Origin of the sequence: Phenylobacterium sp. (assembly GCF_025934275.1) — a bacterium.
Lineage (GTDB): Bacteria > Pseudomonadota > Alphaproteobacteria > Caulobacterales > Caulobacteraceae > Phenylobacterium.
On record NZ_JAICYI010000016.1, the window covers coordinates 1 to 18,519 of the forward strand.

19 protein-coding genes are annotated in these 18,519 nt (G+C 71.7%); 6 read left to right on the plus strand and 13 right to left on the minus strand.

All coding sequences use genetic code 11. The features are described from left to right. The 10 genes from Q0W60_RS05910 to Q0W60_RS05955 form a co-directional block, all read right to left on the minus strand. Positions 1–1,294: MdtA/MuxA family multidrug efflux RND transporter periplasmic adaptor subunit (locus Q0W60_RS05910; RefSeq protein ID WP_297693558.1), on the minus strand; the 1,294-nt coding region annotated here is incomplete at its 3' end. A gap of 152 nt (positions 1,295–1,446) precedes the next feature. Next, positions 1,447–2,736, minus strand: coding sequence for a 2-hydroxycarboxylate transporter family protein (locus Q0W60_RS05915; protein ID WP_297693559.1), 1,290 nt, complete (start codon positions 2,734–2,736; stop codon positions 1,447–1,449). A gap of 5 nt (positions 2,737–2,741) precedes the next feature. Further along, positions 2,742–3,557: an enoyl-CoA hydratase/isomerase family protein gene (locus tag Q0W60_RS05920; RefSeq protein WP_297693561.1), complete on the minus strand. Its 816-nt coding sequence runs from the start codon at positions 3,555–3,557 to the stop codon at positions 2,742–2,744. 51 nt (positions 3,558–3,608) lie between these two features. Continuing rightward, positions 3,609–5,834, minus strand: coding sequence for a molybdopterin cofactor-binding domain-containing protein (locus tag Q0W60_RS05925; protein ID WP_297693563.1), 2,226 nt, complete (start codon positions 5,832–5,834; stop codon positions 3,609–3,611). Next, complete coding sequence (locus tag Q0W60_RS05930; protein WP_297693565.1) at positions 5,831–6,307, minus strand: (2Fe-2S)-binding protein; 477 nt, start codon at positions 6,305–6,307, stop codon at positions 5,831–5,833. The genes Q0W60_RS05925 and Q0W60_RS05930 overlap by 4 nt, the downstream gene beginning before the upstream one ends. Further along, positions 6,304–7,572, minus strand: coding sequence for a cytochrome c (locus Q0W60_RS05935; RefSeq protein WP_297693567.1), 1,269 nt, complete (start codon positions 7,570–7,572; stop codon positions 6,304–6,306). The genes Q0W60_RS05930 and Q0W60_RS05935 overlap by 4 nt, the downstream gene beginning before the upstream one ends. 70 nt (positions 7,573–7,642) lie before the next feature. Continuing rightward, a complete protein-coding gene (locus Q0W60_RS05940) occupies positions 7,643–9,697 on the minus strand; it encodes an NAD(+) synthase (RefSeq protein WP_297693569.1) in 2,055 nt (684 codons plus the stop codon). Between the two features lie 118 nt (positions 9,698–9,815). Next, on the minus strand, positions 9,816–10,265 hold the full coding sequence (locus Q0W60_RS05945; RefSeq protein ID WP_297693571.1) for a hypothetical protein: 450 nt from the start codon (positions 10,263–10,265) through the stop codon (positions 9,816–9,818). A gap of 88 nt (positions 10,266–10,353) precedes the next feature. After that, the gene (locus Q0W60_RS05950; RefSeq protein ID WP_297693572.1) at positions 10,354–10,605 is read right to left on the minus strand and encodes a hypothetical protein; all 252 of its coding nucleotides are present in this window, start codon (positions 10,603–10,605) and stop codon (positions 10,354–10,356) included. Positions 10,606–10,705: 100 nt separating this feature from the next. Further along, the gene (locus Q0W60_RS05955) at positions 10,706–11,569 is read right to left on the minus strand and encodes a hypothetical protein (protein ID WP_297693574.1); all 864 of its coding nucleotides are present in this window, start codon (positions 11,567–11,569) and stop codon (positions 10,706–10,708) included. Positions 11,570–11,702: 133 nt separating this feature from the next. Here Q0W60_RS05955 and Q0W60_RS05960 point away from each other — a divergent pair, with 133 nt between their 5' ends. Beyond that, the gene (locus tag Q0W60_RS05960) at positions 11,703–12,140 is read left to right on the plus strand and encodes a helix-turn-helix transcriptional regulator (RefSeq protein WP_297693576.1); all 438 of its coding nucleotides are present in this window, start codon (positions 11,703–11,705) and stop codon (positions 12,138–12,140) included. A 3-nt stretch (positions 12,141–12,143) separates the two neighbouring features. On the opposite strand, the gene Q0W60_RS05965 is transcribed toward Q0W60_RS05960, so the two are convergent. Beyond that, positions 12,144–12,773 carry a TlpA disulfide reductase family protein gene (locus tag Q0W60_RS05965; protein WP_297693578.1) on the minus strand — a complete coding sequence of 210 codons (630 nt, stop codon included), beginning with the start codon at positions 12,771–12,773 and terminating at the stop codon, positions 12,144–12,146. Between Q0W60_RS05965 and argH the strand changes: the two genes are divergently transcribed. Genes argH through lysA form a run of 3 tightly spaced genes read left to right on the plus strand, consistent with a single transcriptional unit; the run spans position 12,774 to position 15,789 of the window. Further along, the gene (gene argH, locus Q0W60_RS05970; protein WP_297693580.1) at positions 12,774–14,213 is read left to right on the plus strand and encodes an argininosuccinate lyase; all 1,440 of its coding nucleotides are present in this window, start codon (positions 12,774–12,776) and stop codon (positions 14,211–14,213) included. Next, entirely contained in the window at positions 14,210–14,524 is a 315-nt protein-coding gene (locus Q0W60_RS05975) for a hypothetical protein (RefSeq protein ID WP_297693582.1), read from the plus strand. The genes argH and Q0W60_RS05975 overlap by 4 nt, the downstream gene beginning before the upstream one ends. Next, positions 14,521–15,789, plus strand: a complete 1,269-nt coding sequence (lysA, locus tag Q0W60_RS05980; RefSeq protein ID WP_297693584.1) for a diaminopimelate decarboxylase — start codon at positions 14,521–14,523, stop codon at positions 15,787–15,789. Before Q0W60_RS05975 ends, lysA begins: the two co-directional genes overlap by 4 nt. A gap of 7 nt (positions 15,790–15,796) precedes the next feature. Here the strand turns inward: lysA and Q0W60_RS05985 are convergent, their stop codons facing one another. Continuing rightward, entirely contained in the window at positions 15,797–16,702 is a 906-nt protein-coding gene (locus Q0W60_RS05985) for a diacylglycerol kinase family protein (RefSeq protein WP_297693586.1), read from the minus strand. 71 nt (positions 16,703–16,773) lie between these two features. On the opposite strand from Q0W60_RS05985, the gene Q0W60_RS05990 reads away from it, so the two are divergent. Further along, the gene (locus Q0W60_RS05990) at positions 16,774–17,301 is read left to right on the plus strand and encodes a GtrA family protein (protein WP_297693588.1); all 528 of its coding nucleotides are present in this window, start codon (positions 16,774–16,776) and stop codon (positions 17,299–17,301) included. Here the strand turns inward: Q0W60_RS05990 and Q0W60_RS05995 are convergent. After that, a complete protein-coding gene (locus tag Q0W60_RS05995) occupies positions 17,225–17,575 on the minus strand; it encodes a hypothetical protein (protein WP_297693590.1) in 351 nt (116 codons plus the stop codon). The genes Q0W60_RS05990 and Q0W60_RS05995 overlap by 77 nt on opposite strands. Before the next feature lie 181 nt (positions 17,576–17,756). Here Q0W60_RS05995 and Q0W60_RS06000 point away from each other — a divergent pair, with 181 nt between their 5' ends. Beyond that, positions 17,757–18,518: a phosphatase PAP2 family protein gene (locus Q0W60_RS06000; protein WP_297693592.1), complete on the plus strand. Its 762-nt coding sequence runs from the start codon at positions 17,757–17,759 to the stop codon at positions 18,516–18,518. Position 18,519 lies beyond the last annotated feature (1 nt).

Genomic DNA, 18,519 nt, shown 5'->3' on the forward strand with positions numbered 1-18,519 from the left:
CATAGCCGCCAGCGCCGCCTTGGCCGCCGGCCGCAGCGCCCGGGCCGCCGCCCCGGCCGGAGCGGCCGCGACCGCCACGTCCGCCGCGCCCGAAGCCGCCCCGCGGGATCTGGCCGGGCAGCAGGATGCGTCCGCCTTCGGTCAGCCGGTCGCCGCCCTCCGTCACAACCCGCTCGCAATGGCTGAGCCCGGACAGGATGACCACCTGGGTGGCCGTGGTCTGACCGCGCTTCACCGGACGCATCGTTACCGTCTGGTCCGGCTGCACGATCCAGACGAAGTCGCCGTTGGGGCCGGTCCTGACCGCCGTCACCGGGACGACCACCGCGTTGTTCAGCGTGTCGAGCTGCACGCGGACATTGACGAACTGATTTGGGAACAGCGCGCCGTCGGTGTTGGCGAAGCGAGCCTTGGCCCGGACCGTGCCGGTGGTCGGATCGACCTGGTTATCGAGCGTCGAGAACACGCCGTGGGCGAGCTCGGTCGTGCGGGTGCGATCCAGCGCCACGACCGGCAGGGCGGCGCGGGCGGCGCGCTGCATGATCGAGGGCGCCTCGTCCTGCGGCACCGTGAACTCGACGTCGATCGGCGCGACCTCGGTCAGCACCACCAGGCCGTTGGCGTCGCCCGCGGAAATGAAGTTGCCCACGTCGACCGCGCGCAGGCCGACGCGGCCGCTCACCGGCGCCACGACGCGGCTGTAGCCGAGGTTCAACCGGGCCGTGCCGACGGCCGCCCGGTCGGTGGTGACGACGCCCTCGAGCTGCTTCACAGTGGCGGCCTGGGTGTCCACGTCCTGGCGGGCGATGGAATCCTCGGCGAGCAGGGTGCGGAAGCGAGTGAGCATCAATCGCGCGTTGGCGAGCTGCGCCTCGTCGCGGGTGAGCTGGCCTTGGGCCTGCATCAGCGCCATCCGCAGCGGCCGCGGATCGATCTCCACCAGCGCCTCGCCGCGGCGCACCATCTGGCCCTCGCGGAACATGATCCGGGTGATCGTGCCCGACACCTGCGGCCGGACGGTGATCGTCGCGGTCGGCGTCACGGTCCCGAGCGCGTCCAGCGTCACAGGCACGTCGGCCACGCCGGCCTGAGCGATCCCCACGGTCGTCGGCGGACGCCCGCCGCGGCGGCCGAAGCCGCCCGGTCCCGAGCCGCCCCCCGCGTTGTGCACCAGCGCCCAGCCGCCCCAGATCGCGCCGGCGACCAGGAGCAGGACGAGCAGGGCGATCCAGGGACGGGGGGAGGAGATCAGTCGGTAGCGTCGGCGGCCCGGTTCACCAGCCGTGACGTCCATGTCGCCTCCACCGAGCTTGCCATAGTCTCGTCGGCCCGAAGCTAAACCGTAGCCGACCGCAGAGCGTTCCCCGCCGGTCGCAGATGAGCTCGGCTGAACTGAGGCCAATGCCTTTCAGCGCACGACACTTTGTTTCAAGTGGAAATTTCGGCTCATCGGCCAAATCGGGCGAAGGCGATGAGCGCGAGCGTGACCGTGATCGCGCCGGCGATGCGCGTGGCGATCTGCGCGAAGGGCATCAACTGCATGCGGTTCGCCGCGGTGAGGATCGCCACGTCGCCGGTGCCGCCCTGGCCGGAGTGGCAGGCGTTCACGATGGCCGCCTCGATCGGATAGAGCCCGACCAGCCGGGCGACCGCGAAGCCGGTCCCCATCAGGGCGGCGACGGTAGCGACGATGGTGGCGAGCGTCGGAAGCGTGAATGCGGCGAGGAGCTTGTCCCAGGGGGTCTTGGCCGCGCCGATGGCGAACAGCAGCGGATAGGTCACGTTGGCGCGGAAGAACCGGTAGTTGGCGTAGGCGCCGGCCTCGAGCGCGGGCGAGGCGATGCGACCGAGCTTGATGGCGACCGCAAGCCCCAGCATCACGATCGGCCCCGGCCAGTCCCAGAGCCGCTGGGTGAGCGCCCCCAGGAGGTAGAGCGTCACGACCATGACGACCGCCGCCCCGATCGTGCGCAGGTCGGGGGTCTGGCCCTCCGCGGCCGGCCCGGCGAGCGGGACGTCGTGCTCCCCGGGCTGCAGGCGGCCCTCGCCGGTCAGCTGCGGCGCCCGCTTGCCCAGGAAGTTGAGCCCGCCCGCGAGCACGATGGCGGTGAGGCTGCCGAACATCACCGAAGGCAGCACCTCGGCGAAATAGCCGCCCTGCGGCATGTGGCTGAGCTGCGCGTAGCCCACCGAGAGCGGGATCGCCCCTTCGCCCACGCCGCCGGCCATGATCGGGACCACGATCTTGAACAGGGTGTGGCCGAAGCCGAGGCCGAGCGCCACGCCGACCGCGCAGCCCACCGCCAGAGCGGCCAACGAACCCGCGGCCAGCGGCACGATGATCTTCAGGAAGCCCTGGATCAGCAGACGCCGGTCGAGCCCGAGGATCGAGCCCACGATGATCGAGGCGATGAACAGGTAGAGGATGTTAGACTGGTCGGTGAACTTCGCGACGGCGTCGGTCAGCGGCTTCGGCAGGAGCCCGGCATAGACCAGCCACGACGGCAGGAAGGTCGCGAAGATGGCGGCGAATCCCAGCGTGCGCAGGCCCGGGATGCGCTCGCCGATCTCGGCGCAAGCGAAGCCGCCCAGCGCCAGGACGGCGATCCCCATCGGCAGATCGGCGGGAACGTGGCCCAGGCTCACGAAGGCCGCCGCCAGGGCGGCGATGATCACCGCGACGGGGACCGGCACGATCCCGAGCCGCAGGTCCATCAGCTTCCACCAGAGCGCCACCGGGCTCAGTCGCCCCTGAACTCAGGTTCGCGCTTTTCGAAAAAGGCGGTGACGCCCTCCCGATAGTCGTGGCTGCGCGTGGCGAGCAGGAACTGGTCGCGGTCCATGTAGATCGAGGCGTGGTGGTTGGCCGCCGCGATGGCGGTGATCGCCTCCTTGGTCATCCGGACCGGCAGCGGCGGCAGCTTCACGATCTTCGCCGCCCAGCCGCGCGCGGCGGCGAGCGCGCGCCCGTCATCCACGACCTCGTCGCACATCCCCCAGGCCTCGCAGGCCGCCGCGTCGGCCGGCTCGCCGAACATCACGAACCGCTTGGCGCGCGCCGGCCCGATCAGGGAGACCAGCCGGGGCAGGGTGCGCCAGCTCATGTTGATGCCGAGCGGGATCTCGGGCAGGCGCACATAAGCCGATCGGCCCATGATCCGGAAGTCGCAGGCCGCCACCAGGGCGCAGGCGCCGCCAAGGCAGTAGCCCTCGATGGCGGCGATGGTGACCAACTCGATCGCCTCCCACGCCTGGCAGAGATCGGGCCCGCGCATGACCGCGCGGCGGGCCTCCATCAGGGTGGGTTGGGCCGTGCGCTCGCCGGAGCTCCTGAGGTCGGCGCCGGCGGAGAAGTAGCTGTCGGCGCCCGTCAGGGTCACCGCCAGGACGTCGGGCCGCAGGCGCAGCAGCCGCGCGATCTCGGTGAGCTCGTCCATGAGGGTCGAATCGAGCGCATTGCGCGCGTCGGGCCGGTGCAGCGCCACCTCGACGACTGGGCCGTTACGCGTGACCCGCACCGTCCTCCAGGATTCGTCGAACAGCCGGTCTTCCGCCATGAGCGACCCTCCCCTTCGAGCGGCACAGTAGGACGCGCCGCGCGAGCGGCGCTAGACGCCGATCGCCCCCTTCACGCGCTCGGGCGACAGCGGCAGGTCGCGGATGCGTGCGCCGCAGGCGTCGGCGACGGCGTTGGCGAGCGCGGCGGAGGCGGGGCCCTGGCTCGCCTCGCCCGCGCCCAGGAACGGCAAGCCGGGGCGATCAATCACCTGCACGGCCACGGACCGGGGGACATCCTTGAAGCGGGCGATCGGATAGGCGCTCCAGTCGAAGCTGGTGCGGTGCGCCGCGTCGAACCCCACGGCCTCGAGCCCGGCCCAGGAGAGCGCCTGGACGATCCCGCCCTCGATCTGGTTCTGCAGCCCGTTTGGATTCACCGCCTCGCCGGCGTCGACCGCGGCCGTCACACGCCCCACCTTGACCGCACCGGTCTCGTGCTCGACCTCGACCTCCAAGGCCACGGCGCAGTAGCTGGCGAGATTCTTGTAGCGGGCGAACGCGAAGCCTGCGCCGCGGCGGCCATCCGAGGGCCGGCGCGCCGCCCAGCCGAACGCCTCGGCGCAGCGGCTGACGACATCGCGGGCGCGCGGGTCGTCCAGATGCGCCAGCCGGAAGGCCACCGGATCGGCGCCCGCGGCCTTGGCGAGCTCGTCCATGAAACATTCGATCGCGAAGATGTTGAGGTGCGCGCCGAGCGAGCGAAGCGCCGAGGCGCGCAGCGGCGCGTCCCGGACGAAGTGCGAAACCACCCGCCCCGCCGGGACCGCGTAGATCGGGATGGCGTTGCGGTCGCCGCCGCCTTCCGGCATCGGGATCGGTCGCGGAACCTGCGGCGGGAAGGGCGGATCGACCTCGGCGCCGGCCACGAGGCCCCCGGCCGTCATCGGCCGTCCGTTGTGGCTGTGGCTCCAGACCTCATAGCGGAAGTGGGCGATGCGGCCCGAGGCGTCGAGGCTCGCTTCCGCCTCGCCCACCTGCACGCAGCCCAGGGGCTCCCAGCCGTGCTCCTGCTCGCGCATCCACTGCATCCGCACAGGCCGGCCGGGGACGGCCAGCGCCGCCAAGGCCGCGTCGGCGGCGACGTCGTCGGCGCCGTTGTGACCGTAGCAGCCGGAGCCCTCGACGTGGATGCAGCGCACCTTGTCGGGCGGCATCCGCAGCAGTTGGGCGAGCGCGCCGCGCAGCGGATAGACGCCCTGGCTGTGGGTCCAGACGGTCATCTGCCCGTTCCGGAGCAGGGCCACCGCGCAGGAGGGGCCGACTGCGGCGTGCATCAGCCAGGGCCGGCTGTAGCGGGCTTTCACGGTCTTCGCGCCGCCCGCTCCGCCGGGCTTGTCGAAGATCACCTGGTCCTGGGAGGCGCCCGAGAGCCCAGCCTCGGGACGGCCTTCCGGCAGCGGCGGAGCCGTGCGCCGCCAGGCGGCCTGCTGCAGCCGCTGGAGCGCCTGCACGGCGGTCCATTCGCGCTCGGCGATCACCGCGGCGAAGCGGCCGTTGCGGGCGACGGCCACGACGCCCGGCATCGCCTGCGCCGCGGCGAAGTCCGGACCCGTCAGCTCGGTCCCGAAGCTCGGACCCCGCACGACCCGGGCGTGCAGCATGCCGGGCAGCCGCAGGTCTTGGACATAGGCCTGGCCGCCCGTCACCTTCGCCGGGATGTCCACGCGCGGATAGTCCTGGCCCATGAGCTTCCCACCCTGGCGCGAGCGGAGCGGCGCATTGGGCTGCGCCTCGACATGCAGCGAAAGGCCGGCCGCGAGTTCGCCATAGCCCGCCAGACGGCCGTCCGGCGCCTTGAAGCGGCCCTCGCCCGTGGTGGCGAGCAAATCCGCCGCGACGCCGAGCCGCCGGGCGGCCGCCTGGCCCAGGATCATCCGCACATTGGCGGCGGCGTTGAGGATCGCCGTGCCCGAATCCTGCATCGAGTGGCTGCCGGCGGTGAACCCCTCGTTCGGGGTCTGGCCGGTGTCGGCAGTGATCAGCCGCAAGCTCTGCGGCGGCACGTCCAACTCCTCGGCCGCGATCTGGATGAGCGCGGTCTTGATCCCCTGTCCGAGCTCGGCCTTGCCGGTGAAGACGGTGATCTGGCCCGTGACGTCGACGCGGATCCAGGCGTCGAGCCAGGGCGTGGTCTTCAGGCTGCCGGGCAGGGCGGGGGGGACCGTCTTCTGCGGGCCGCGCGCTTCCTGCGCGCGCGCATGGCCCGTCATCGAGAAGGCGACCACCAGCGCGCCGCCGGCCAGCGCGTCGCGGCGGGACGGCGCTCCCACGCTCATGCGGAGGCCGCCTCGACCGGCAGGCCGGCCGCGCGGCGGATCGCGCGAAGGATGCGCATGTGCGTGCCGCACCGGCAGAGGTTCGGCTGCATGTGGGCGCGGATCTCGGCCTCGGTCGGGCGCGGCGTGGCGTCGAGCAGCGCCTGGGCGCGCATGATCATGCCGGCGATGCAGTAGCCGCACTGCGCGGCCTGCTCGACCATGAAGGCCTTCTGGAGCGGGCTCGGCGCCTCGGCCGTCCCGAGCCCCTCGACGGTGCGGATGCGCCGGCCCGCGGCGGCCGCGACCGGCAGCAGGCAGGCGTAGGCCGCCTTGCCGTCCACCTGCACCGTGCAGGCGCCGCATTGGCCCAGGCCGCAGCCGAATTTCGCGCCGTTGAGCCGGAGGTCGTCGCGCAGGACGTAGAGCAGCGGCGTCTCGGGGGAGGCGTCCACCGGGTGGTCGCGGCCGTTGATCGTGAGCACGAAACTCATCCCTGACCCCCTTGCCTGCGGCCCTTGGCGACGGCCGACGTCAGGTCCTTCCAGGGCGGCCTGTCGCTGTAGCGCGCCCGGACGTAGGCGGCGATCGCGGCGACCTGCCCATCGGAGAGTGTCCCGGCGAAGGCCGGCATGTAGGGGCCGCGCGGGCCGGTCGCCGGCTGCACCCCCTGCAGGATCACCTGGATCACGTCCGTCGGCCTGTCCTCCTGGGGCGGGGTGGCGAACTGCAGCGGCGGTCGGCCCTCGCGCATCATGGCCGCGCCCGCGTCATGGCAGGCGGCGCAGGCTCCCGCATAGAGCGCCGCGCCGGCCGGCTGCGCTGCGGCGGCCTGCGCGGCATGGTCGGCAGGGGCGGCCCGGCCCTTGGCGGCGGAGGCGGGCTGCATGAGCGTCGCGAGATAGACCGAAAGCGCGCGGACGTCGGGTTCCGGCGCGCGGGCGAGCTCGCGCACCACGCTCCCCATCGGTCCCGCGGCGGCGCTGTGGTCGCGATCGAAGCCGGTGCGCAGGAAGCGGTAGACGCGCTCCGGCGTCCACGGGACGGAGGCTGGCGAGAGCGCGTTCAGGGGCGGAGCGTACCAGCCCTCCTGGACACCGCCTTGCAGCGGCTTCTTCGTCTCTTCCGCGTCGAGGATGTTGTGCGGTGTGTGGCAGGCCCCGCAGTGGCCGAGGCTCTGGACGAGGTAGGCCCCGCGATTGAACTCCGCGCTCTGTCCCGGCGTCGGCTGGAAGCGACCCGGGTGGAAGAACAGCGCCTTCCAGATCGCCACGGCGCCGCGGATGTTGGCCGGCGGGATCAGCTCGTTGGGAGTCGGCGGCCGATCCTTGGGCCGGCGGGTCATGAGGTAGGCGTAGAGCGCGCCCAGGTCCGCATCGTCCGCGTAGGCGAAGTGATCGTAAGGCATCGCCGGATAGAGCTCGGCGCCGTCAAATCGGACGCCGCGGCGGAGCGCGCGGACGAAGGCCTCGCGGCTGTAGCGGCCAAGGCCGGTGCTCGGATCCGGCGTGATGTTGCGGGTGTAGATCGTCCCGAAGGGGCTCTTGAGCGGGCGGCCGCCCGCGAAGGCCTGGCCCCCGTCGGCGGTGTGGCAGCCCTGGCAATCGGCCAGCTTTGCGAGTTCGGCCCCCTTCTCGATCTCGGCGGCGGAGAAGGTCTGCGGCGGAGGCGGCGGCAGGCGAGCCCCGCCCGTGCAGGCGGCCAGCGCCAGCGCCAGGGCGGCGGCCGGCGGCGCGGGCGTCTTCCAGCCTAGGCTCATGCGCCGCTCCTGCGCCAAGGCCGAGCTCGGCCTCGGTGCAACGCAACCCAGGTGACGCTGTACAGTTCCGTTAGCCGGGCACGTTGGCATCGAGCTCGTCCACCCAGGTCCGCGCCGTGGCGTCGGAGGGGGCGCGCCAGTCTCCGCGGGGAGAGAGGCTGCCGCCGGAGATCACCTTCGGCCCGTTCGGCAGCGCCGAGCGCTTGAATTGGCTGAGCTCGAAGAAGCGGACCAGGAAGACCCGGAGCCATTTCTTGATCGTGGCGAGGTCGTAGTCGTGCCGCGCCTCGTCCGGGAAGTTGGGCGGCCAGGCGCCCAGGGCCTTGTCGCGCCAGGCGTGCCAGGCGAGGAACGCCACCTTCGAAGGCCGCAGGCCGAAGCGGGTGACGTAGTAGAGGTTGAAGTCCTGCAGCTCGTAGGGCCCGACGATCGCCTGTGTGGATTGAATCGCGCCCGAAGCGTCGGCCGGCACCAGCTCCGGGGAGATCTCGGTGTCGAGCACCGAAAGCAGGGTCTTCGAGGTCGCATCGTCGAACTGGTGGGTCTTCGCGGCCCAGCGGATCAGGTGCTGGATCGAGGTCTTCGCGACCGAGGCGTTGTCGTTGTTGTGGCTCATCTGGTCGCCGACGCCGTAGGTGCACCAGCCGAGCGCCAGCTCGGAAAGATCGCCGGTGCCGAGCACGATGCCCTTCCGCTGGTTGGCGAGGCGGAACAGGTAGTCGGTGCGCAGGCCGGCCTGCACGTTCTCGAAGGTCACGTCGTAGACCGGCTTTCCCTTCGCGAAGGGGTGGCCCATGTCCTTCAGCAGCTGCTGGGCGGCCGGGCGGATGTCGATCTCCTCGCCCGTCGCGCCGACGGCCTTCATCAGCGACCAGGCGTTCGTCTTGGTCGTCTCGCTGGTGGCGAAGCCCGGAAGGGTGAAGGCAAGGATGGCCGAGCGGGGAAGCCCAAGCGCGTCGCAAGCCTTGGCGGCGACCACCAGGGCATGGGTGGAATCCAGCCCCCCCGAGACGCCGATGACGATCGACTGGCTCTTGGTGGCCTTCAGGCGGCGGACCAGCCCCTGGACCTGGATGTTGAAAGCCTCATAACAGTCCTGGTCCAGGCGGGCGGGATCGTCCGGCACGAAGGGGAAGCGGTCGACGGGGCGGATCAGCCCCACGTCGCTGGTATGCGGCTGGTGCTCGAAGCGGATGCTGCGGAAGCGCATCTCCGGGTGGCCGGCGGCGGCGGCGGCGTCGTTGAAGGTCGGCGTGCGCAGGCGCTCCAGCCGCAGCCGCTCCACGTCGATGTCGGCGATGGCGATCTGCGGCCTGCTCGCAAAGCGCTCGGTCTCGGCCAGCAGCACGCCCAGCTCGTGGATCGAGCCCTGGCCGTCCCAGGCGACATCGGTTGTGCTCTCGCCGGGGCCGGCGGCGGCGTAGAGATAGGCCGCCTGGCAACGAACGGATTGCGAAGCGCAGAGCATGGCCCGCTCGTCGGCCTTGCCGATGAGGATGTTGGACGCCGACAGGTTGCAGAGGATGAGCCCGCCGGCCAAGGCGCCGAGGCTCGAGGGCGGCGTCGCCGACCAGAAATCCTCGCAGATCTCCAGGTGGAAGACGAAGTCCGCGAGATCAGCGGCCTCGAACAGCAGGTCGACGCCGAACGGCGCCGTCTGGCCGGCGAGCTCGATCTCGAGCCCCGTCAGGCCGACGCCGGAGGCGAACCAGCGCTTCTCGTAATACTCGCGGTAATTGGGCAGGAAGCTCTTCGGGACGACGCCCAGGATGCGGCCCTTGGCGATCGCGACCGCGCAGTTGTAGAGCCGCCCGTTCCGCCGCACCGGGGCGCCCACGACCAGCACCGGGCTCAGCCGCCGCGTGGCCCGCGCGATCTCCGCCAGGCCCGCCTCCACGCGTTCGAGGAGCGCATCCTGCATGTGCAGGTCGTCCTCCGCGTAGGAGGAGACGCCGAGCTCCGGGAACAGCATCAGGTCGCAGCCCTCGGCGTGGCCCTCGCGCACCAGCGCCAAGGTGTCGGCGACGTTCGCCGCCGGCTCGGCGGTGGACACCCGCGGCGCGCAGACCGCCGCCCGGACGAAACCGTGCCGGTGGATCGAATAGAACGCGCCCGCGTCAGCCATCCGTGCCCTCGACCAGAGCCCGCATGGCGGCGCTCCCTAGCCCCTATCTATTGACGCGCGATCAATCGCGCCACTTTCGACGCGGAGATGGACCGGAGGACAGCGCCGACGCGCGCCGCTACTTGGCCGGCATAGGGACTTCGACCTGGTTCGTCGCCGACATGAACCGCACCGCCTTCATGGGCCGCTTCGGCTGCCAGTCGGTCTTCACCTCGATCGCGGTGGGCTTGGCGGCTGCGCCGGCCGGCTTGGTCGCGACGACGTCGATCTCATAGACGCCGTCCGGCGGCGCGGCGGGGTAGATCCTCGGCACGAACTCCGGGTCCGTGTAGCCGGGACCGGCCGCCGTGCCGGACACTTTTAGCGCCAGCACCCCGGCCGTCTTCGCCGGCACGATGGTGGCGGAGTCGATTTTCACGATCAGGCCCTGCCCCTGATAGAAAACCTGCGACCGGCCAAGGTCTCTTGGCTTCGGCGCGACCTCCTGGGCCTCGCTGGACGATTGCTGGCAGGCGGCAAGCAGCGTGGCGGCGGCGGCGACGCCGGCGGCCATCATCAGATAACGCATGGGTTCCCTCCCGAATCCCACTCTCTGGAGCGAGGCTGGACCCGCCGACCTATTGTTACAAGGCCGGTGAACGGCGTTCACTCATTCGTTAGGCGTCGCAGGCCCTGACCGCATGGGCGACGTGGAAATCGCCGGTCACCGAGAGCACGATCCAGTCGCCGCAGTGGGCCACCACCGGGCCATCCGGCGTGCGGACCTGCACGGCGTGCGCCTCGGCGACCGCGTGCGCTTCCGCGCCCAGCCACATCCACAGCATCCGCCAGTTCTCGGCGTCGCCCGGCGGCGGCACGCGCAGGGCGGCGCCGTGGTCGAACCGGGGCTGAAAGGCTCTGGCGCGCATGGTCTTGAGGGCCGTTTGGGGTCCTGGTGAGAATCGGTCGGGTCGGGAGGCCGAATTCGCGGGTGCTTCGGTCACCAAGAGCTTAACCGCCCCGCCAGGCTCAGTGCGGCGGGACCAGGTCGCCGGGCGGGAGCGGCAGGTCGTCGCCCGTCGCGTCAGGCGGATCGTGCAGCTTGGTCGCCGGCGGCTCCCAGGCGGACGCGGCGGACGCGGACCTCGGCGGCCGGCGGAGGCGGTGACCGTGCGTCTTGGGTCGGATCGCGGCCTTCGACTTCTGCGCCACGCGATGCGGCGCGGCGTGCCTGCGGACTTCGGACTTGGCTTTGTGGAGCTTGGGTCGCGGCAGCACGACGGTGGTCAGCGCCCGCACCTGGCCGAGCCGGTCGGCAGCGTCGACATCGGCCGGCAGGGCGGCCCGGGCCAGCGCCAGGTCCCGGTCCGGCGCGTCCCGGAACCAGCCGGCGGCTTCGGAGCCGTCGGGCGGCAGGATGTCGGCGGCGTAGTCGTCGAAGGCGAGGCATTCGTCGAGCCGGCCCGGATCCTGCTGCAACCCCTTCGCGCAGTCGACCGACGCCTTCGCCAGGGCCTCGGGGCCGCCGCCGGAATATGCGGCGCGGACCTCGTCATAGGCGCGCCGCACCTGCTGCGGATTGGGTTCCGGCGCCGCGAAACGCAGGGGGGCAGGCTTGGGCGCCGGCGGCGGGATGTCTTCGACCTGCGCGGGCGACGAGGCCGGGGGGGCCGGCGCGAAGCCTTTGTCGGGCGACAGCAGCCACAGTCCGAATCCGAGCGACGCCCCGAGCGCCAGAAGGCCGACCAGCAGCCGGCCGGGTCGCAGACCGCGCGCTGCGCGGCTGGGCGGTGATGGCCCCTCCCTCGCCCGCGGCGACGGCTGCGGCGGCGGCGTGACCGGCTCCGAGGTCACGTCCGGCGTCACCGTCCAGGGGTTCACGTCGCCGGCCATGCCAAGCCAACTCGGAAGCGAAGCCTTGGGTTGCGCGACGGCGGATGCGATGCCCTTTTCAAATCGGAAACAATGGCCTTAGTCTGGCCTTATCAGGGCGCGGGCGGTCTCCGGATCGCCAAAAGAACGCTCGATGGACGGGAGCGAACAAGTGGTCGAGCGATCCTCCAAGGCGCCGGATCCGATGGATGTCGCCCTGGGCGCGGCGGTGAGGATCCGCCGGCGGACGCTGGGGCTTTCGCAAGAAGCGCTCGCCGAACAATGCGGGATCTCGTTCCAGCAGATCCAGAAGTACGAGAACGGCGCCAACCGGATCTCCTTCTCGCGGCTGGTGCAGATCGCGCGCGCCCTGAAGTGCCGGGTCGTCGACCTGATGGACGTGCTGGACACCCCCGACCGCGAGACCGCCGCCGACCTCGACCTCCTGAGCCGCATGCGCACGCCCGGCGCGATCGAGCTGCTCGCCGCGTTCGAGCAGCTCACGCCGGAATCGCGCACCGCCCTCGTCGCGCTGCTCCGCACCCTGACCGGCCATCCCGAGGCCGTGCGTCGCCTGCGCGAGCTCGCCTGAGGCTCAGTTCGCCAGGGCCTTGTCGATCACCGCCTTCGCGCCGGGTCCTGACCAGTCGGCCTCGCCGGAGATGCGGCCGCGCTCCAGGCCGTCCTTGCCGAGGATCAGGGTCGTGGGCATGCCGGCCGCGGCCGGCTTGATGGCCCACGGGAGCTTGGCGTCGGGATCGTTGTAGAAGGCGAGCGGCGCGTTCTGGGCGATGAACGCCTTGGCTTCGGCCAGCGCCTCCGGCTTGTCGATGGAGACAGCCACCACCGCCACCGGCTTGCCCTGATAGGTCTTGGCGAGCTTGGCCAGCGTCGGCATCTCGATCTTGCAGGGCGCGCACCAGGTCGCCCAGAGGTTCATCACCACCACCTTGCCCTTGAAGTCGGCGGGCGTGAGCTTCTTCCCGTCGGCGTCATAGAAGGCGTAGGCGGGCGGCGCCTGGCCGTCGGCGGGATGCTCGAGCTTCCTGGCCACGTCGTGCTCGGCGGCCGCAGGGGCCGCGGCGGGCGCGGGCGCTTCAGAGGCCGGCTTGGTCGAAGCCTGCGCCATGATGTAGACAACCGCCGCGACGCCGATCAATGCGGCGCCCCAGAGGGCCCAGGTCAGGGCGCCGCCCCTGGGCTTCGCTGCGGGATGATCGCTCATATGACCGACGACTCCTCCGACGACGCCGCCAAGACGCCCCCCACCGGCAAGGGCCCCGCGCAAAGCCAGGCCATGTGGGGCGGGCGCTTCTCCGAAAAGCCGGCCGAGCTGATGCAGGCGATCAACGTCTCCATCGGCTTCGACCGCCGGCTGGCGATGCAGGACCTGGCGGGATCCCGCGCGCACGCGGCGATGTTGCGCAAGGCGGGCGTCATTTCAAGCCAGGACGAGGCGGCGATCCAGGAGGGCCTCCGGCAGGTCGAGGCCGAGGTGGCCGCCGGGACCTTCCCCTACCGCGAAGAGTTCGAGGACATCCACATGAACGTGGAAGCCCGCCTCGGCGAGCTGATCGGCCCGGCGGCCGGCCGACTTCACACCGCGCGCTCGCGCAACGACCAGGTGGCGCTCGACTTCCGGATGTGGGTGCGCGACGCCTGCGACCGCACGGTCGAGCAGTTGAAAGCATTGCAGCGCGCGCTGCTCGCCAAGGCCGAGGCGCACGCCGCGACCCTGATGCCGGGCTTCACCCACCTGCAGCCCGCCCAGCCGGTGACGTTCGGCCATCACCTGATGGCCTACGTGGAGATGTTCGGCCGCGACGGCGGCCGCTTCGCCGATGCGCGGGCGCGGATGAACGAGAGCCCGCTGGGCGCGGCTGCGCTGGCCGGCTCGCCGTTCCCGATCGATCGCCACCAGACCGCCGAGGCGCTCGGCTTCGCGCGGCCCACGGCCAACTCCCTGGACAGCGTCGCCGACCGCGACTTCGCGCTCGAGGCGCTGGGGGCGGGGACGATCTGCGCCATCCATCTCTCCCGGCTGGCCGAGGAGATCGTCATCTGGATGACCCCGCAGTTCGGCTTCGTGCGGCTTTCCGATGCGTTCACCACCGGCTCCTCGATCATGCCGCAGAAGAGGAACCCCGATGCGGCGGAGCTGGTGCGGGCCAAGGCCGGCCGGCTGCTGGGCGCCTTCAGCCAGCTGGCGGTGGTCATGAAGGGCCTGCCGCTGACCTATGCGAAGGACATGCAGGAGGACAAGCAGCCGGCGTTCGAGGCGTTCGATGCGCTCGAGCTGTCGCTGAAGGCGATGGCCGGGGTGGTCGCCGACCTCGAGCCCGACACTGAGCGCATGGCCGCCGCCGCCGGCGCGGGCTTTTCCACCGCCACCGACCTCGCCGACTGGCTGGTGCGCGAGCAGGGCGTGGCCTTCCGCGAGGCGCACCACATCACCGGCGCGGCGGTGAAGCGGGCCGAGGCGCTCGGCTGCGATCTCGCCACCCTGCCGCTTTCGGAGTTGCAGGCGCTGCATCCCGGCCTCACAGAGAAGGTGTACGCTGTGCTCACGCCTGAAGCATCCGTGGCCAGCCGCAGGAGTTATGGCGGGACCGCGCCCGACCAGGTCCGTGCGCAGATCGAGCGTTGGAAGGAGATCCTTCGATGAGCCGCAGCCGCTTCGCGCCGATCGGCGCGCTCGCCGCGATCGCCCTGACGGCCGGCGCCCTCTCCGCCTGCGGCAAGATGGGCGAGCTGGAGCGGCCGGGGCCGCTCTTCGGCGGCGCGGCGCCGCAGCATGGCCCGATGCAGCGCAACCAGACGCAGGATCCCAACCGGCCGGTGCAGACGGTCGATCCGCGCGACGAGAACGCCACGCCGGCCCCGCCTCGCACCGTGCCGCTGCCCAGCCAGAATGCGCCGAACGGGCTCGGGCCGCCCGGCGCCTTGCCCGATCCCTACGCCAACCCCCCGCGATGAATCATTTCGAGCTCAAGGACGGCGAGCTCACCTGCGAAGACGTGCCGCTCACCACCATCGCCGAGGCGGTGGGGACGCCGGTCTACGTCTATTCAACAGCCACCCTGGAGCGGCACTACACGGTGCTGGACGGAGCGTTGCGGGGCGCCGGCCTCGGCGATCCGCTGATCGCCTTCGCGGTGAAGGCCAACTCCAATGTCGCGGTGCTGCGCACGCTGGCGAGGCTGGGCGCGGGGGCCGACGTGGTCTCGGAGGGCGAGATCCGGCGCGCGCTCGCCGCGCAGGTGCCGCCGGAGCGCATCATCTTCTCCGGGGTGGGCAAGACCGCGGGCGAGATCGCTTTTGCGCTGCAGTCCGGCCTCGCCGAGATCAACGTGGAGTCCGAGCCGGAGCTGCGGCTCGTGGACCAGGTCGCCCGGAACCTGGGCGAGCGGGCGCGGATCGCCATCCGGGTCAATCCCGACGTGGCCGCCGGCGGGCATGCGAAGATCGCCACCGGCAAGGCGGAGAACAAGTTCGGCGTTTCCCTCGACGAGGCCGAGCGGCTCTACGCCAACGCCGCCAACGCCGCGGGGCTGCAGCCGGTGGGCCTCGCCTGCCACATCGGCAGCCAGATCACCGAGCTTGCGCCCCTGGAGGCGGCGTTCCGCAAGATGCGCGGCTTGGTCGAGCGGCTGCGCGGACAGGGCCTCGCCGTCGAGCGGCTCGACCTGGGCGGGGGGCTGGGCGTGCCCTATTTCAACCAGCCGGAGCCGCCGGGACCGGTCGACTATGCCGCCATGATCGGCCGAGTGATGCGGGGTCTGGACATCGCCTTCGCCTTCGAGCCTGGCCGGGTGATCGCCGCCAACGCCGGCGTCCTCGTCGCGCGCGTGCTGCACGTCAACGCCCGGCCGGAGGGGCGGCGGTTCCTGGTGCTGGACGCCGCGATGAACGACCTGCTCAGGCCCGCCATGTACGAGGCCTACCACGACATCCGCCCGGTTCGGCCGCGCGCGGGCGAGGCGGTCACCTACGACGTCGTGGGCCCGGTCTGCGAGACCGGCGACACCTTCACCCGCGACCGTGCGCTGCCGCCGCTCGCGGCCGGCGACCTCATAGCCTTCATGAGCGCAGGCGCCTACGGCGCGGCCATGGCCAGCGAGTACAATTCGCGCCCGCTCGTGCCGGAGGTGCTGGTGAGAGGCGGCGAGTTCGCGATCGTGCGCCCCCGCGAGACCTACGAGGCCATGCTCGGCCGCGAACGCCCTGCGCCCTGGCTGTAGGACCGCCCTACGCGTCCGTGCGCGGCGCCAGCGCGCGGAAGGCGCGGGGGCGGAAGCGGATCTCCACCTGGCGACCCAGCCGGAAGAACTCGCCGTCGAGCATGGCCGGCAACGAGCGGCCGGCCCAGGCCCGGCCGCTGACGCACGGCGCGGTGATCTCCGGATCGTCGCGCCAGTCGCCGACCAGATGGCGCAAGGCCAGATGGAGCCCGGCCCTGGCGCGGGCCGCCGCCCTGGGGGGCGGATCCAGCACCGCCGCCCTGAGCGCCGCGTCATGCTCGCCCGGGGCGCGCGAGACGGTCGGACAGATCAGGCTGATCGCGACCCCGCGGCCGCGTCGTCGCCCATCCAACTCATAGGACAGGCGCGACAGCAAAGCCTTGCGCGAGGCGACCACCGCGCGGCGCCATGCGCGACCGAGCTCGCGCGCCCGGAACGCCTCGCGCGCCGGCGCCAGCAAGGCGGGCGAGCCGAGCACGGCGCCGCAATAGAAGGCGCGGCCGCCGACCTCGCCGCCTGAAATCCAGCGCGGCGCGCCGCTCTGGAGGATACCCATCAGGGCCTCGCGCCAGGGGATCGGCCCATAGAGCGCCCGGCCGAGCTTGTTCATGGTGCCGCAGGACAGCGGCGCGACCAGCGGCCCCAACGGACCGCACGCCTCGGCGACCAGCCGGGCGGTGCCGTCGCCGCCCAACACGACCACGAGGTCGGGATCCGTCTCGACCGCCGCCCGCACCATGTCCTCCCCTCGGCCAGGGGTGATTTCGCTGACCCGGTGGTCGAGGCCCAACTCCGCGAAGAGCGCCGCCAGCTCCTGCGCGGTGGCGGGACCGACGCCGCCTGACGCGGGATTGACCACGGCGTGGACGCGGCGGATCGCGACCGCGGGCTGCTCGGCAAGCTGCAACTGCACGGAGGCCCCAACGTCGCGCCGACGGCGCCGGTTGCGGGCAACCGAGCGCGGGGGCGCCACGTTCGAGGGCCATGGAAGAGGCCGCCGTCCCTCCCCGTCCCCGAAGGCGGCTGCTGGCGAAATTCACCGGCGCCGCCCTCGTCGGCTTCGCCTTCAGCGCCGTGGCGCTGCATCTGGGCCTGCAGGCGGGATTGCGCGGGTGGGCCGCGCGACTGATCGCGCTGCTGCTGGCGATGCACGTCACCTTCCTGATCAACGGCCGGTTCACGTTCAATGCGCTCACCCGCGCCCGCTTCCTGCCGCTGTGGGGCGCCTATGTGGCCAACAGCGCGGTCGGCAATTTCTGCAATTACTTCGTGTTCCTGACCCTGAGGTCGACGCACCGGCCGGTGATCAGCAACACCGACGTGGCGTTCCTGGCGGGCTCGGTGACGGCCTGGGCGATCAACTTCCTGGGCGCGCGCTACCTGGTGTTCGGCGGGCTCGGCCGGCGGCTGGCCGCGCGCGTAAAGCGGCTGGCCTTCAGCCGGCCTTCGCGCCCCTGCCCTTCTCCCCCTCGCGCCCCGGCTCCAGCCGAACCTGGATCCTCTCGCCGGTGACCGCCTTGGTGGTGAACGCCGTCGTGTTCGGGATCGCCGTGCAGTAGGTGAAGATCAACCGCCTGAAGCAGACCTTGTCGCCCCTGCGGCTCCAGCGGCCGGTGTGGCGGTCGTGGCGGCGGCCTTCCGAGACGTAGGAGCCGTCGGGCTTCAGCCACAGCTCGGCCTTGCGCCCGTCGGGATAGGTCGAGACGATCGTGCCCCTGAACGCCTTCTCCAGCTGCGGCGGCGCGCTGGAAGCCTTCTCCAGCCGCGGCTCGGCGCTCGCGCCCATGAGAAGAACCGCCCCCCCGATCAGACCCAAAGTCCGCAACATCCGCTTAAGCCTCGCGTTTCCGGAGCGGAAAGAACGCGCATGACCCCGGATCGTGCCCCGCCGAGCCTGCATGGCGCTGCCGCCCGGCGTCCCGACGCCCGGAAATGGAACCCGAGTCCGACGCGCGCCTTTCGAGGTCATGACCACCGATGCGCAGCCGTGGTCGGCGAAGGCCTGGGCGATTCACCTCGTCCGGACCGAGCTGCGCCTGCTGATCGGCCTGACCGTCGTCTCGGTCTTCCTCTGGGCGTTCCTCCATACGATGGGGGAGGTTCGCGAAGGCGACACCTACAGGTTCGACCGCTCCATCCTGCTCGCGCTGCGGCGCCAGGGGGACCTCGCCGTGCCGATCGGTCCACGCTGGCTGCAGGAGACTGCGCGCGACGTGACGGCGCTTGGCGGCGTCACGATCCTGGCGCTGGTCGTGGTCGTCAGCATCGCGCTCCTGGTGCTGCACCGGCGTCGCATCCAGGCGCTGATCTTCGGCGCAGCGGTGCTGCTCGGCCAGACGCTGGCGGAGCTGACCAAGCACCTTGTCGGCCGCAACCGGCCCGATCTCGTGCCGCATCTGGACCTGGTCTACTCGTCCAGCTTCCCGAGCGGCCACTCGGCGATGTCGCCGATCGTCTACTTCACGCTCGCGGGGATCCTCGCCGCGGGCGAGCCGAACCGAGGGGCGAAGACGCTGCTGCTGGGGGTGGCGGCCGCTCTGGTCCTCTGCGTCGGCGCGAGCCGGGTCTACCTCGGCGTCCATTGGCCGACCGACGTGCTGGGGGGATGGGCCATGGGCACGGCCGTGGCGCTGCTCGCGACCTTGGTGCTCCACCGCTTCGCGCCGCACCGATCGAGGCGCGCTGGCCGGCCCGGCGAGACCCCGGTCGCGCCTCAGCCCAAGGCCTAGG